The sequence below is a fragment of the Sphingomonas sp. LY29 genome (assembly GCF_035593985.1).
Lineage (GTDB): Bacteria > Pseudomonadota > Alphaproteobacteria > Sphingomonadales > Sphingomonadaceae > Sphingomicrobium.
In genome coordinates, this window is the sequence record NZ_CP141587.1 from 2,399,972 (window position 1) to 2,413,403 (window position 13,432).

At 63.7% G+C, this 13,432-nt stretch carries 14 protein-coding genes and 1 pseudogene; 6 read left to right on the forward strand and 9 right to left on the reverse strand.

Going from position 1 to position 13,432, the window contains the following annotated elements; all coding sequences use genetic code 11:
• Positions 1-89: 89 nt before the first annotated feature.
• Positions 90-896: a DUF7847 domain-containing protein gene (locus SH584_RS12310; protein ID WP_324807463.1), complete on the forward strand. Its 807-nt coding sequence runs from the start codon at positions 90-92 to the stop codon at positions 894-896.
• Between the two features lie 4 nt (positions 897-900).
• On the opposite strand, the gene hemF is transcribed toward SH584_RS12310, so the two are convergent.
• On the reverse strand, positions 901-1,743 hold the full coding sequence (hemF, locus tag SH584_RS12315; RefSeq protein ID WP_322840878.1) for an oxygen-dependent coproporphyrinogen oxidase: 843 nt from the start codon (positions 1,741-1,743) through the stop codon (positions 901-903).
• Positions 1,740-2,189, reverse strand: a complete 450-nt coding sequence (locus tag SH584_RS12320; RefSeq protein WP_324807464.1) for a tRNA (cytidine(34)-2'-O)-methyltransferase — start codon at positions 2,187-2,189, stop codon at positions 1,740-1,742. Before SH584_RS12320 ends, hemF begins: the two co-directional genes overlap by 4 nt.
• Before the next feature lie 172 nt (positions 2,190-2,361).
• On the opposite strand from SH584_RS12320, the gene petA reads away from it, so the two are divergent.
• The 4 genes from petA to SH584_RS12340 all read left to right on the forward strand — a co-directional run bounded on the left by petA (position 2,362) and on the right by SH584_RS12340 (position 6,019).
• The gene (gene petA / locus SH584_RS12325) at positions 2,362-2,937 is read left to right on the forward strand and encodes a ubiquinol-cytochrome c reductase iron-sulfur subunit (protein WP_322840876.1); all 576 of its coding nucleotides are present in this window, start codon (positions 2,362-2,364) and stop codon (positions 2,935-2,937) included.
• A 14-nt stretch (positions 2,938-2,951) separates the two neighbouring features.
• The gene (locus SH584_RS12330) at positions 2,952-4,280 is read left to right on the forward strand and encodes a cytochrome b (RefSeq protein WP_324807465.1); all 1,329 of its coding nucleotides are present in this window, start codon (positions 2,952-2,954) and stop codon (positions 4,278-4,280) included.
• 15 nt (positions 4,281-4,295) lie between these two features.
• The gene (locus SH584_RS12335; RefSeq protein ID WP_324807467.1) at positions 4,296-5,234 is read left to right on the forward strand and encodes a cytochrome c1; all 939 of its coding nucleotides are present in this window, start codon (positions 4,296-4,298) and stop codon (positions 5,232-5,234) included.
• Positions 5,235-5,410: 176 nt separating this feature from the next.
• Positions 5,411-6,019 carry a hypothetical protein gene (locus tag SH584_RS12340; protein WP_324807469.1) on the forward strand — a complete coding sequence of 203 codons (609 nt, stop codon included), beginning with the start codon at positions 5,411-5,413 and terminating at the stop codon, positions 6,017-6,019.
• A 3-nt stretch (positions 6,020-6,022) separates the two neighbouring features.
• Here SH584_RS12340 and SH584_RS12345 read toward each other — a convergent pair whose 3' ends face one another.
• Positions 6,023-6,493 carry a MaoC family dehydratase gene (locus tag SH584_RS12345; protein ID WP_324807471.1) on the reverse strand — a complete coding sequence of 157 codons (471 nt, stop codon included), beginning with the start codon at positions 6,491-6,493 and terminating at the stop codon, positions 6,023-6,025.
• A 56-nt stretch (positions 6,494-6,549) separates the two neighbouring features.
• Entirely contained in the window at positions 6,550-7,650 is a 1,101-nt protein-coding gene (gene ychF / locus SH584_RS12350; protein ID WP_322840871.1) for a redox-regulated ATPase YchF, read from the reverse strand.
• Between the two features lie 140 nt (positions 7,651-7,790).
• On the opposite strand from ychF, the pseudogene SH584_RS12355 reads away from it, so the two are divergent.
• Positions 7,791-9,482 (forward strand): annotated as a pseudogene (locus SH584_RS12355) (sensor domain-containing diguanylate cyclase); the annotation flags it as partial.
• A gap of 65 nt (positions 9,483-9,547) precedes the next feature.
• On the opposite strand, the gene SH584_RS12360 reads toward SH584_RS12355, so the two are convergent.
• From SH584_RS12360 to SH584_RS12380, 5 genes are all read right to left on the reverse strand, one after another.
• Entirely contained in the window at positions 9,548-10,147 is a 600-nt protein-coding gene (locus SH584_RS12360; RefSeq protein WP_324807473.1) for a TIGR02466 family protein, read from the reverse strand.
• Positions 10,134-10,709, reverse strand: a complete 576-nt coding sequence (gene pth, locus SH584_RS12365) for an aminoacyl-tRNA hydrolase (protein ID WP_324807475.1) — start codon at positions 10,707-10,709, stop codon at positions 10,134-10,136. Before pth ends, SH584_RS12360 begins: the two co-directional genes overlap by 14 nt.
• Before the next feature lie 81 nt (positions 10,710-10,790).
• Positions 10,791-11,468 (reverse strand): 50S ribosomal protein L25/general stress protein Ctc, encoded by a 678-nt coding sequence (locus tag SH584_RS12370; RefSeq protein WP_324807476.1) that lies wholly within the window; start codon positions 11,466-11,468, stop codon positions 10,791-10,793.
• Between the two features lie 104 nt (positions 11,469-11,572).
• The gene (locus tag SH584_RS12375; protein WP_324807478.1) at positions 11,573-12,379 is read right to left on the reverse strand and encodes a TraB/GumN family protein; all 807 of its coding nucleotides are present in this window, start codon (positions 12,377-12,379) and stop codon (positions 11,573-11,575) included.
• A gap of 149 nt (positions 12,380-12,528) precedes the next feature.
• Complete coding sequence (locus tag SH584_RS12380) at positions 12,529-13,425, reverse strand: TraB/GumN family protein (RefSeq protein ID WP_324807480.1); 897 nt, start codon at positions 13,423-13,425, stop codon at positions 12,529-12,531.
• Positions 13,426-13,432: the final 7 nt, after the last annotated feature.

Sequence of the window (13,432 nt, forward strand, 5' to 3'; positions counted from 1 at the left end):
CGACATGGCGCTCCGCATTCCGACCGGCAAGAGCGATTGCCTTGCGTGGCCTTGGCCCACATAGATGCGGTGAAATCTTGGGAGGTATTGTGAGCAAATTGTCGATCGGGCGGGCGTGGGAAGAAACGGCGTCGTTCCTGAAGCACGAAACGCGGCTGGTCCTGCCGATCGCGCTTGCGACGTTCGCGATTCCTTCGGCGCTGGCTACCTGGGCCAATCCCGGCGGAGAGCGTGCCAGCCAGAGCGGCATCGGAACCGTCCTGACGTTCTTGGTGCTGGTTGCGGCGCTGATCGGGCAGATGGCGATCGCCGGGCTGGCCTCGGGGCGGCGAGAGAGCGTGGGCGAGATTCTGCGGCTGAGCTTCCGGCGGGTTTGGGGCCTGTTCGCTTCCTACCTCATTCTCTTCGCGCCGATCGTGCTGGTGGCCATGCTGATCCTGGGAACGCTGCTCTCCTCGAGAGGGCTGACCGATCCGGCCTCGGTGACCCCCGAAGCCTTGGCCGAAATTCCTGCCGTTGGCGCGATCCTGCTGGCGATCCTGCTGATCTTCGTCGTTATCGCCATTCGGATGTTCCCGGGCGCAGCGATCGCCATCAACGAGACGTCCCGGCCGATGACGCTGATTCGCCGCAACTGGCAGATCACGAAGGGCAATTCCTTACGCCTGCTCGGGGTCGTGGTCGGGATCTTTCTTGCCGCGCTCGTTCTCGGTCTCGCCGCCACAGCAGTCATTGGATCGGTCCTGACGCTGGTCAGCGGCGCGCCGGAGCCGTTTAGCCTGTCGGCATTGTTGCTCGGTCTTGCCAGCGGCGCGGTCAGCGCTGCGGTTACCGCGACCGCCGCCGCACTGGTGGGGCGGATCTACGTCCAACTGGCGGATCGACCCGCCGCCTGATTTCTCAGGACCATTTGGCGAGCGGGGGCAGGCTCATCAGAATGGCGTCGATGTTGCCGCCCGTTTTGAGGCCGAACAACGTCCCGCGATCATAAAGCAGGTTGAATTCGACATAACGCCCGCGAAACTCGAGCAGACGATCCATATCCGCGTCGGTGTAGGGCATGTTCATCCGCTTGCGGACGAGCGCCGGGAAGATATCCAGGAATGCCTCGCCGACATCACGCGTGAAGGCGAAATGCTCGTCGAAATGGCCCTCGAGGCGGTCGAAGAAAATTCCCCCGACACCGCGGGCGACCTTCCGATGGGGCAACCAGAAATATTCCTCCGCCCACTTCGAGAAGCGCGGATAGAAGGTCGGATCGTGCGCGGCGCAGGCGGCGCGAAGGCGCGCGTGGAAGGCTTCCGTGTCGTCTGCGTAGGGGATGGCAGGATTGAGGTCGGCCCCCCCGCCGAACCAGCGGCGCGTCGTCGTCAGGAAGCGGCAGTTCATGTGGACTGCGGGAACGTTGGGATTGGCCATGTGCGCGACCAGGCTGATCCCGGTGGCGAAGAAGCTCGGGTCGTCTTCGGTTCCGGGTATCGACGCAGCAAATTCCGGACTGAATGCGCCGCCGACGGTCGACACGTTGACCCCGACCTTTTCGAACACCTTGCCGGTCATCTGGCCCCGAACCCCGCCGCCGCCGGGCGAGCCGTCGTCGTTCAGGCGATCCCACGGAATGAATTGGAACGAGGCGTCGCTGCCGGCTTCACGCTCGATGGCTTCGAAGGCGTCGCAGATGCGTGTGCGAAGGGCCTCGAACCAATCGCGCGCTTCCTGCTGCTGGTTGTCGAGCGGTTTCATCGGGGCAGTCCTCCGGTCTGACGAAGCGCCTCGCCCAAGGCGAGCGCCGCGGACGTGGCAAGGTTGAGCGATCGAACCTCGGCGCGGATCGGAATTCGTACGCGGCCATCGCAGATGTCGGACACTGAAGAAGGGACGCCTGCGCTTTCCTGACCGAAGAGCAGCACATCATCGTCTCGAAAGCCGAAGTCGTAGACCGACTCCGACGCTTTGGTCGTCAGCAGGATGAGGCGTCCTTTCGGGCTTGCCCGGAACGTCTCGAAGTCTGGATGCCGCACGACTTCGACATGATCGATATAGTCCATCGCCGTGCGCCGGACGCGCTTGTCGTCCCATGCGAATCCCAACGGTTCGATCAGGTCGACGCCGATGCCCATGCACGCACCAAGCCGCATGACCGCGCCGACATTGCCGGCGATTTCGGGTCGATAGAGGGCGATCCGCATGGCCGGGGCGATAGTCGCCAAACGGTCTGCCGCACAAGTCGGGCAATTTGACCATTTGCATCGGCGGGGGGAGGCGCTATCAGGCCCGCCAATCGCCTCGGCTTCGGTCGGGTGCGATGTCGTATCCGGTGCCTGACGGCACTGCCGCGAATTTTACGTCTTAAGGGTGAGCATGGCCACGCTGGAACAAACCAACGCTGTGGGCGAAACGGAAGCCAAGGGTCCCGACGGCGTTCGCCGCCGCGATTTCATCAACATCGCAGCGGTCAGCTTCGCTGGCGTGGGGGCCGCCGCGGTCGCCATTCCGCTGGTTCGTCAGATGAACCCATCGGCCGACGTTCTCGCGCTCGCGTCGACCGAAGTCGACATTTCGAAGATCGCGCCGGGGCAGGCGATCAAGACCAGCTGGCGCAAGCAGCCGGTGTTCGTGCGCAACCTCACCCCGCAGGAAATTGCCGCGGCCAACGCCGTCTCGACCGCCGAGCTTCGCGATCCGCAGAGCCTTGCCGAGCGGACCAAGCCGGGCAAGTCGAACTGGCTGATCACGCTGGGCGTCTGCACCCACCTTGGCTGCGTTCCGCTCGGTGTCGGCGAAGGCGAAAATCGCGGTGAGTATGGCGGTTATTTCTGCCCGTGCCACGGGTCGCACTACGATACGGCCGCGCGCATCCGCAAAGGCCCGGCGCCGACCAACTTGGTCGTGCCCGAATATGAATTTTCGTCCGACACCGTCGTGACCATCGGCTAAGGGGAAACGGACCGATGAGCTTTTCCTGGGCCAAGCCCTACGAACCCAAGTCCGATCTGGCACGCTGGTTCGACGATCGTCTTCCGCTCCCGCGGCTCGTTTATGGTGCGGTCGGCGGCGGATACCCCGTTCCGCGCAACCTGAACTATGCGTGGAATTTCGGCGTCCTGTCGGGCATCTTTCTGACCATCCAGATCGTCACCGGTATCATCCTGGCGATGCATTATTATGCCTCGGTCGACGGAGCGTTCAATTCGGTCGAGCACATCATGCGCGACGTGAATGCGGGCTGGATGCTGCGCTACGCGCACGCCAACGGCGCCAGCTTCTTCTTCATCGTCGTTTACATCCACATCTTCCGCGGCCTCTTCTACGGGTCGTACAAGGCGCCTCGCGAGCTGATCTGGATGCTCGGCCTTGTCATCTACCTGTTGATGATGGCCACAGCGTTCATGGGCTACGTCCTGCCGTGGGGGCAGATGAGCTATTGGGGTGCGCAGGTCATCACCGGCTTCTTCTCGGCCTTCCCGGTCGTCGGTGAGCCGCTGCGTGTCTGGCTGCTGGGCGGCTTCGCCCCGGATCAGGCTGCGCTGACCCGCTTCTTCTCCCTCCACTATCTGATGCCGTTCGTGATTGCCGGCGTCGTCATTCTTCACATCTGGTCGCTGCATATTCCGGGTTCGTCGAACCCGACCGGCGTCGACGTAAAGACCGAAAAGGACACGCTGCCCTTCCACCCGTTCTACACGGCGAAGGACGGTTGGTTCGCGGGTGCTTTCCTGACGCTGTACTGCGCGGTGCTGTTCTTCGCTCCGAACGCGCTCGGCCACCCGGACAACTACATTCCGGCCAATCCGCTCGCGACCCCGGCGCATATCGTCCCCGAATGGTATTTCTGGCCGTTCTACGCGATCCTGCGCGCCTTCACGGTCGATCTGGGCATTCCGTTCACCGACATCGTGATCGCACCGGCCAAGCTGCTGGGCGTGCTGGCGATGTTCGCGTCGATCCTGCTCCTCTTCTTCCTGCCGTGGCTCGATCGCAGCCCGGTCCGGTCGGGACATTATCGTCCGGTGTTCAAGCGCTTCTACTGGATCCTAGTCGCCGACGTGCTGATCCTCGGTTTCTGCGGCGTCATGCCGGCCGAGCAGCCGTACGTCGCTATCAGCCAGATCGCGGCCGCCTATTACTTCGCGCACTTCCTGATCATCCTGCCGCTCATCTCGAAGTTCGAGCGGCCGCTGCCACTGCCTTCGTCGATCACGGCGTCGGCGTTGCACGGCGAGCAGGAAGAAAGCGCACCTTACGGGCTCGACAAGACCGCGCCCGCGACGGCGAATTAAGGGGACATCGGGACCATGGTCCGCATCATTGCATTCATCGTCGGGCTCGGCTTCGTCGGCATCCTGCTGCTCAGCCTCGTCGTCAACGCGGTCGGCTATTTCCAGGAACCGCCGGCGGAGTCGGCGGAGCACAAGTTCCATCTGGCGGCCAAGGACCTGGATCTTCCGTCGAACGGCCCGCTCGGCAAGTTCGACGAGCAGCAGCTGCAGCGCGGCTTCCAGGTGTACAAGGAAGTGTGTGCGGGCTGCCACGGGCTGAGCCTCGTGTCGTTCCGCGATCTTGCGCAGCTTGGCTATTCCGAAGCCGAGGTGAAGGCGATCGCGGCGCAGTGGCCGACTGAAGTTCCGACGGTCAATCCGGAGACGGGTGAGACGGCGACGCGCAAGGCGACCCCGCCCGACCGTTTCCCGAGCCCTTATGCCAACGAGACCGCTGCTCGTGCGGCGAACAACAATGCTCTTCCGCCCGATCTCTCGCTGATCGCCAAGGCGCGTGAGGGCGGGGCTGCCTATGTCTATTCGTTGCTGACCGGCTATGCCGACGCGACGAAGTATCGCAACAAGGAAGGCGAAGCGGTTCCGGCTGCCAACCGTCCGGGCCAGGGCCTGCACTTCAATCCCTATTTCGCCAACCTGAACCTGGCGATGCCTGCACCGATCACCAGCGACGGTCAGGTGACCTACGCGCCCGGCAATCCGGAGCCCACGGTCGACCAGATGTCGAAGGACGTGTCGGCATTCCTCGTATGGACGGCCGAGCCCAGCCTGGCTCGTCGCCACGGCTACGGGTTTGCCGTCCTGATCTTCCTGATCGTTGCTACGGTGCTTGGCTATTTCAGCTACCGCAACATCTGGGCGGAGGCGAAGCGCAAGGTCGCGCCGGTCGGTCCGTTGGACCCCGAGCATATGGCGCATCGCGAGCATGCCAAGGACGAGGCCGGGATCGCCGGCTGACCCTAGCAAACACCTTTGAGGAGAGCGGCGTCGGGCTTGTGTCCGGCGCCGTTTTCTTTTGGCCTGAGACCTGGGAGCGCCGCCGCCTGATCTCTTCCACTCTCAGCGGTTCACTTGACGTTCAATTGCCGACGCCCATCTCCTTGTCACAACAAGATATTTTGCGGAGAGTCGCGATGTTTGCATTCCGAATTCGTAACGCCGTGCTGGTCGGCGTCGCAGCGCTTGGTCTAGGCGCCTGCGTTGGTCCCTATGGCGGCGTCGGCCTGGGTGTCGGCACTGGCTATGGCTACGGCGACCCCTATTACGGCGCGGGCTACGGTGGCGGCTATGGCAGCTACGGTTATCCGGCCGGCGGTTATGGCGGCTACGGCTACGGTTACCCGCAAGGTGGCTACGGCAGCTATGGCTACGGCTACCCGTCAGGCGGCTGGTACAACGACTATTATTATCCGGGCACCGGCTACTACGTCTACAATCGCAGCGGACAGCGTACTCGCTGGAGCGGCGACCAGCAGCGTTATTGGGAGCAGCGTATCCGTGAGCGCCGCGAGGATCGTCGCGAAGTCCGTGGCAATCGCCAGGATTACCGCCGCGACGTCGGCGCTGCACGCCAGGAATATCGTCAGGACCGGCAACAGATCCGTCAGCAGGTCCAGGCCGGCACGATCGACCGGTCGACGGCCCGCCAGCAGCGCCAGACCGAGCGCCGTGAGCTGAACCAGACCCGGCGCCAGGAGCGTCGCGAACTTCGCCGCGAGAACCGTCAGGACCGCCGCGACTAACCGTCAGGCGGCCGGCGTGGCCTTCGGGTCTGTCGGCCGCCGCCGCATCAGCACGATTGATGTGTAGGTCATCACTGGGACATCGTCCTGGTTGGTGACCCGCGTTTCGGTGCGAACGCTGCCAATCTCCGGCTTCGACCGCGAGGGCGTCTTGTCGACGATCTTGCCATGCACCGTTAGGCGATCGCCGGGATAGACCGGCTTCAGCCAGCGCAATTCATCGACCCCGGGGGAGCCAAGACCGGCCTGCTCATCCTCGGAGATGTGATTGACGATCACTCGCATGGTCATCGCGGCCGTGTGCCAACCCGACGCAGCGATCTTCTTGAAGTGCGTCTTGGCCGCTTCCTCGTCGCTCAGGTGGAACGGCTGCGGGTCGTAGGCGCGGGCGAACTCCAGCACCTCTTCGCGAGTGACGTCGTAGTGGCCGAACAGGGCTTCGCTACCGACGACCATGTCTTCGAAATATTTCATGGGCCGATCATCGCAGCGGCGACCGGCCATGAAAAGTCTTATTTTGCTACCGATCGTCAGACGTTGAATTTGAAGTGCAGGACATCTCCGTCTTTCACGACATATTCCTTGCCTTCCTGCCGCAGTTTGCCTGCGTCACGCGCACCAGATTCGCCATTCAGCGCGATATAATCGTCATAGGCGATCGTCTCGGCACGGATGAAGCCGCGCTCAAAATCGCTGTGAATCTCGCCCGCCGCCTGCGGAGCCTTTGAGCCGACTTCGACCGTCCACGCGCGCGCTTCCTTGGGGCCGACAGTGAAAAAGGTGATGAGGTGCAGCAGGTCGTAGCCGGCGCGAATGACGCGGGCGAGGCCGGTTTCCTCAAGGCCCATCTCGCCGAGGAACATCAGTCGCTCCTCCATCTCCATTCCGACAAGCTCGCTCTCGATGGCGGCCGACACGACGACGGCATTCGCGCCCTCCGCTTTGGCCTTTTCGAAGACGCGCGCGGAGTAGGCATTGCCCGCCGCCGCTTCGTCCTCATTGACGTTGCACACGTAAAGCACGGGCTTGGCAGTGATCAGCTGCGCCTGCGAGAAGAGGCGAGCCTCTTCCTCGTCGCGCGGTTGCGTCAGGCGGGCCGGCTTGCCTTCGCGGAGCAGCTCGAGCGCCTGACCGAGGACGGCGGCCGCGACCTTCGACTCCTTGTCGCCCTGTTGCCCGCGCTTGATGAGGTTCGGCACGCGCTTCTCGAGGCTTTCGAGGTCGGACAACAGCAGTTCGGTCTCGACCACCTCGGCATCGGCGATAGGGTCGACGTGATTGTCGACATGCTGGATGTCGTCATTTTCGAAGCAGCGCAGGACGTGCACGATCGCATCGACTTCGCGAATGTTGCCAAGGAACTGGTTGCCAAGGCCCTCGCCCTTCGACGCGCCCTTCACCAGGCCGGCGATATCGACGAAGGCAAGCTGGGTCGGAATGATTTTCGCCGATCCGGCAATCGCGGCCAGCTTGTCCAGGCGAGGGTCGGGCACCGACACCTGACCGACGTTGGGCTCGATCGTACAGAATGGATAATTGGCGGCCTGCGCCGCCTGCGTCTCGGTCAGCGCGTTGAATAGGGTCGATTTGCCGACGTTGGGCAGGCCGACGATGCCGCATTGAAAGCCCATGAAATGGATGTCCGTAAGTTGGGAGATGATCTGTTGCGCGCGATAGAGGGTGAGGCGCGGGATGGGAAGCCGGGCGTCGCTCCGTCCAAAGCCGATCGAATGGTAAGGCAACGCTAACCGTGTCGAGTCATAGCGAAACCGTGTTCCTTCCGCGTTCCTTCCGCGCGCCGCTTTCGATCGGCTTCGCCTATTTTCTTGCAGCGTCTGCAACGGTCGCCCTGACGCGCTTCGACGGGGGCGTCGCCTTCCTGTGGCTGGCAAGCTCACTGCTGATCGCGCATCTGGTGATTTCGCCGCGCCGCCATTGGCGAAGCAGGATCGCGGCCGCCGCGATCGGGAGCTTGCTCGCCACGGGGTTATTCGGGCTGGGGTGGACGCTCGCCATTCCCTTCATGCTGATCAACATGACCGAGGCCGTGCTTGCCGCGGCGGCGCTTCGGCGCAGTCGCCATCGCACGCATCCGTTGGGATCGCTGGCGTGGCTTGCCCAATTCCTGTTCGCCGTAGCGGTCGCCGGCCCGATCGTAGCCGCAGCGATGGCTGGCACCGTCATGGCGGCGATGGGCAATGACGGTCTGTCAACGTTTTTCACCTTCTGGACCGGGCATGCGCTTGGCAACATCACCTTCACCCCCCTGATGCTGCTCGCCTTCCGGGGCGATCTTGCGAAGGCCTTTGCACGGATCAAGGCGCGCGATGCGGTCGAGATCGCTTCGCTGATCCTCGTCGGGTCGGCGATCACCTTCATGGTCTTCGCGCAGGAGCAGTTGCCGCTGCTCTTCCTCCCGATCCTGCCGATCATGCTGGCCACATTCCGACTGGGTCGCGGTGGCGCCGCGGCGGGGATCGTCATTCTCGCTTTGATTGGTGGGGCGCTCACGGCGGCGGGGCAGGGGCCGATCCAGTTGATCGTCGCCGACTCGGGTAGCCGAATGCTGTTCTTCCAGGCCTATGTCGCGGCGACCGTCCTGACCGTCCTACCGGTCGCGGCCGACCTCAGCCGTCGTGCGCGCCTTCTCCGCGAAGTGCGGCTGAACGGAGACCGCTTCCGTTTGCTCGCCGATCATTCGACCGACATCCTCATGCACCTCGACCTGGACGGGCGGATCCTGTTCGTCTCGCCCTCTGTCCGGCAACTTGGCGGTTACGATCCGTCCGCGCTGCTCGGACAGAACAGCAGGGTCCTGATCGCGCCGACGCATCGATCGGCGGTCGAGCAGGCCCATTTGGCGACGATCGCGGCGGCCGGGGCCACGCACAGCTTCGAATATCTGGCGCTGACGGCGGACGGAGACGAGCGCTGGTTCGAAACCCGCGCCCGCGCCATCACGGATGACGACGGGGAGGTCGAGGGCGTGCTCGCCATCGTCCGCGACGTGTCGGCGAGAAAGGCGACCGAGGCCCGGCTGAGCGAGGCGGCGATGACCGATCCGCTGACCGGCCTCGCCAATCGCCGGGCGTTCAAGGCGATGGTCGAGGAGCGGCGGGCCGAGCGGACGCCGCTCGATGCGCTGGCCATCATCGACATCGACCATTTCAAGCGCGTCAACGACCGCTACGGTCACGACACCGGCGACGAGGTTCTTCGTGCGCTGTCACGGATCGCCCGGAGGATGCTTCGCCATGGCGATGTGATCGCGCGCATCGGTGGCGAGGAGTTTGCATTGCTGTTTCCCGATAGCTCGATCGAACAGGCGATGCTCGTCTGCGATCGGCTTCGCGCCGAGGTCGCGGGCAATTCGATCCGCGTGGGCGGGACCAAGGTGGAAGTGACGATCAGCGGCGGAGTCGCGATGATCGACGAGCGCGGCCTGGATCACGCCTACAAGATCGCCGACGCGGCGTCTATCGCGCCAAGGAGGAAGGTCGGGACCGCTTCCTGCTCGCGGCCTGAGAGTCAGGCGAAATTGAAGCTGATGCTGAGCCGGTCGCCCTTGGCCGGTCCGGCGAGAACTTCATGGCGGAGGAAGCTTTCCCACATCAGCAGCAGGCCCGGACGAGGATCGATCGTGACGAACGAACGTCGCGCCTCTGGTGCGTCGGCAAGGCGGGGCGGGGACGCCATCAGCATCGACGAGCGCGGATCCTCGAAGCGGATCGCGCCGCTCCCGGTGGGAATCTCGACATAGAGCGTGCCCGACAGGAAGCTGTTCGGATGAAGGTGCGCGCTGTGATGCCCGCCAGGCTTGAGCAAATTGACCCAGAGACTGTCGAGGCGCGGCTTTCGAGCAAGGTCGAGCGCCAGTCCTTCGGCGAAGCGGACCGCATGCCTGGTCAGCAGCTTTGCAAGGTCGGCGAAGGCGGGGTCGCGGCGGGGGAGGTCATCCAGCGAGGCGTAGCTCGTATAGCCCTTGTAGCCTTTCTCCCGGCTCCAACGGCGGCCGGCGACGTCATCGGCGGCGAGCGTGCGGATCGAATACGCAAGCTCGTTGAGCAGGGTCTCATCTGCAATCTCGGCTTCGTAAAGCGGGGTCGCGAATAGCTCACGCATCATCATGCATCCGCCGCGCGACCTCGCTCATGAACCGGACGTCGTCGCCATCGGCAAGCCATTCGGCCTCCCCGCCGATCGCGCCGAGCAGGTCGGACAGGGGTTCGATCTCGCTCTTGGCATAGTTGCCGAGGACGTAGCCGGTGACCCGGTCCTTGTGACCCGGATGACCAATGCCGATCCGCACCCGGCGGAAGTCGGGGCCAAGCGCGGCGTTGATTGAGCGCAGGCCATTGTGGCCCGCCGTCCCGCCGCCATGTTTCACCTTGGCCTTCATCGGGGCAAGGTCGAGTTCGTCGTGAAAAGCCGTGAGCGCTTCGACGTCGAGCTTATAGAAATGGAGCGCCTGCTGAACGCAGTCGCCACTGTCGTTCATGTAAGTTTGCGGTTTGAGCAGCAGGACGCGATGGCGACCGATGCGTCCTTCGCTGATCAGGCCGCGGAATTTCTTCTGCCACGGACCGAAGCGGTGAAGCTCGGCAATGATGTCGACGGCCATGAAGCCGACGTTATGGCGGTGCATCGCATATTGCGCGCCCGGATTGCCGAGGCCTGCCCAGATCTGCATGGCGCGTGTCCTTCAAGCAAAAACGCCCACCCCGCAAGCGGGATGGGCGTCGTTGTTCGCGAGTGGTGCGAGTTGGCGCCGTTAGGCGTCCGAACCACCCTCGGCTGCGTCGTCGCCGCCTTCGGCGTCTTCGTCACCGATGACCGGCACGTCGCCAGCTTCGGTTTCGGTGTCGCCTTCTTCGGACTTCATCGCCGACGGAGCGACCAGCGTCGCGACGGTGAAGTCGCGGTCGTCGATCGCCGACTTCACGCCCTTGGGCAGGGTGACGTCGCTGATGTGGATCGAATCGCCGATTTCCTTGCCGGTCAGGTTGATTTCGATCTGCTCGGGGATGTGCGCCGCGTCGCAGACGAGTTCCAGGTCGTGACGGACGACATTCAGGACGCCGCCGCGCTTCAGGCCGGGTGCTTCTTCCTCGTTGAGGAAGACGACCGGCACGTTGACCTTGACTTCGCTATGCTCGCCGATGCGCAGGAAATCGACGTGGATCGGGCGGCTGGTGACCGGGTGGAACTGCACGTCCTTCGGCAGGGTGCGGTTGGCCTTGCCACCAATGTCGACCATCACGACCGAGTTCATGAAGTGACCCGTCGACAGCATCTTCGTCAGAAGCTTTTCCTCGACGTGAACCGAAACCGGCTCCTTCTTCGCGCCGTAAATCACGCAGGGCACCCGTCCGCTGCGACGCAGGTCACGGGAGGCTCCCTTGCCAGCCCGTTCGCGTTGCTCGGCGGGCAGCGTCAGCTGTTCGCTCATTTTTCTATTCCTTCGTGTAATGCCCCGCCACGCCTCCAGGGATGACCATGGGTGGGCAAGCGCGCGCCTATAGATAAACGGCCGTTATTTGGCAAGGTAAGCGCCTAGCCGACGCGGGTCGCCTCGATCCCGCGGGCGAGCAGCCATTCCTGCATGCTGTCCTTGCCGGCAAGGTGTCCCGATCCGACCGCGACGAAGACCGTCCCTGGTTGTTCGAGCCGGTCGGCCACCCACTGGCCCCAGCGCGCATTGCGGTCGGCGATGAGGGTTCTGTAGGCGTCGGGCGCCTTTGCCTCGAACCCCGACAACATGGTCGACATCGCGCCGGTGTTGCCGGTCGTCCAGGCGTTCAGCAGATCGCCAGCCGTGATCGCGGGAATCGCCGTTCGGGTCGACGAAAGTGTCGGCGACGTGGCCTTGATGCCGGCAAGCGTGCTCAGCTGGTCTGCGAAGAGTTCGAGCCCGCCGACCCGCTTGCCCCGCTCTTCCGCGACCCGACGAAGGACGGCATCAACCCCGCGGTCGACAGTCAGTCCCGCCGCACGGTTCTGGTCCACAGCCGAGCGGGTCTGGATCATGAATTGGGCGGGACGGCGCACGCCATTTTCCACCACCGTCGCGGCCGCCCGTGCGGGGCGAAGGCCTTGCGGGTTCGTCGGGACGACCGTCTCCAGCACAAGTTGTTCGGACCGGTCGAAGGCGTCGCGCACTTGCGAATCGAACCACACCGTTCGGGCGTCGAGCGAGTGGAAAGTGCCGAAGAGGTAGATGACCGTGTCGGCGTCGCGCACTTCCCATAGCGCAGGGGTGGCGCGGACGACCGAGGGGGCGGGGACGGCCGGCATGAGGGCGCCGGCCACAGTCGGTTGCGCCGCGATCAAGGCGCAGGCCGTACCGAACCATTTCGACATTTTGGCGATCCGTGTCGGAACGCCTCCGCTTCTTCCATGCTTCACTGGCGACCCCCCGCCGATTGAGGAGGTATCGTCAGCGAAGCATGGTTAACCGTCAATAAACCGGCGATATTTTCACCCGAATATGCGGCGAAGCGATTCCGGATCTATTGAACGCGGGCGACCTTCAAGCCCTGCCTCTCGAGCATGGCAACGACCGACTGGTCCCCGGCCAAGTGACCGGCGCCGACCGCGACCATTACCGTCCCTGGCTGGTCTAGTCGCGTCTTTACCCACTTCGTCCAGTTGGCGTTGCGCTGGGTGAGCAAGGCGTCGCGAAGCTCGGGAGACTCGTCAAGTTCGTCGTTGAACGACTTGGCCATTCCCGCGACGTCGCCGCGCGCCCAGGTGGCGAGCATGCTGCCGAACTGCTTTTTCATGTCACCCGGGTTCTCGAGCATGCCGTCGAGGAATTCACGCTGAGACTTTTCCGACAGGCGATCGAAATATCCCAGTTGCTCGGCGTTGGTTTCAAGCTGCCCGATCGTCTTGCCGCTGCTCGTGAACTGCTTCTTCAAATCCGACTCGACGCCCGAACCGGGTTGCAGGCCCAGGTCCTTGAATTGTCCGCCAAGCAGCAGGAACGCCGCCGCCCACGTTTCCATCTTGTCGAGCGCCGCGATCGGAATGCCCGCTGCTGCGACGGCTTTCTCGAGCGCGGCCTTGCGCTCGGGCTTCACGCGCTCGGACAGCGGCGGCAGCCCTGGCGAGATCGCCAGCTTGAACAATTCGGCAATGGTGGCCTGGGGATTCTTGTCGTCGATGTCGGTTTCGATCACCAACGTGTCGGCACCGGCGGCGGCCTTGTCGAACGCCGCGCTGCGCCACCTCGTCCCTTCAGGAAGCAAGTGGATTGTCCCGAACAAATAGATGGTCGTGTCGGCATCGGCGACGCGCCACATCGCGGGCTTGGCCTGGGCCGGGGCCGCCTGGGCATTGGCCATCGACGAGAAGGAAGTGAGGCCGAGCAGGGCAGCGGCGATACGACGGGTGAACTTTTTCATGAGAACT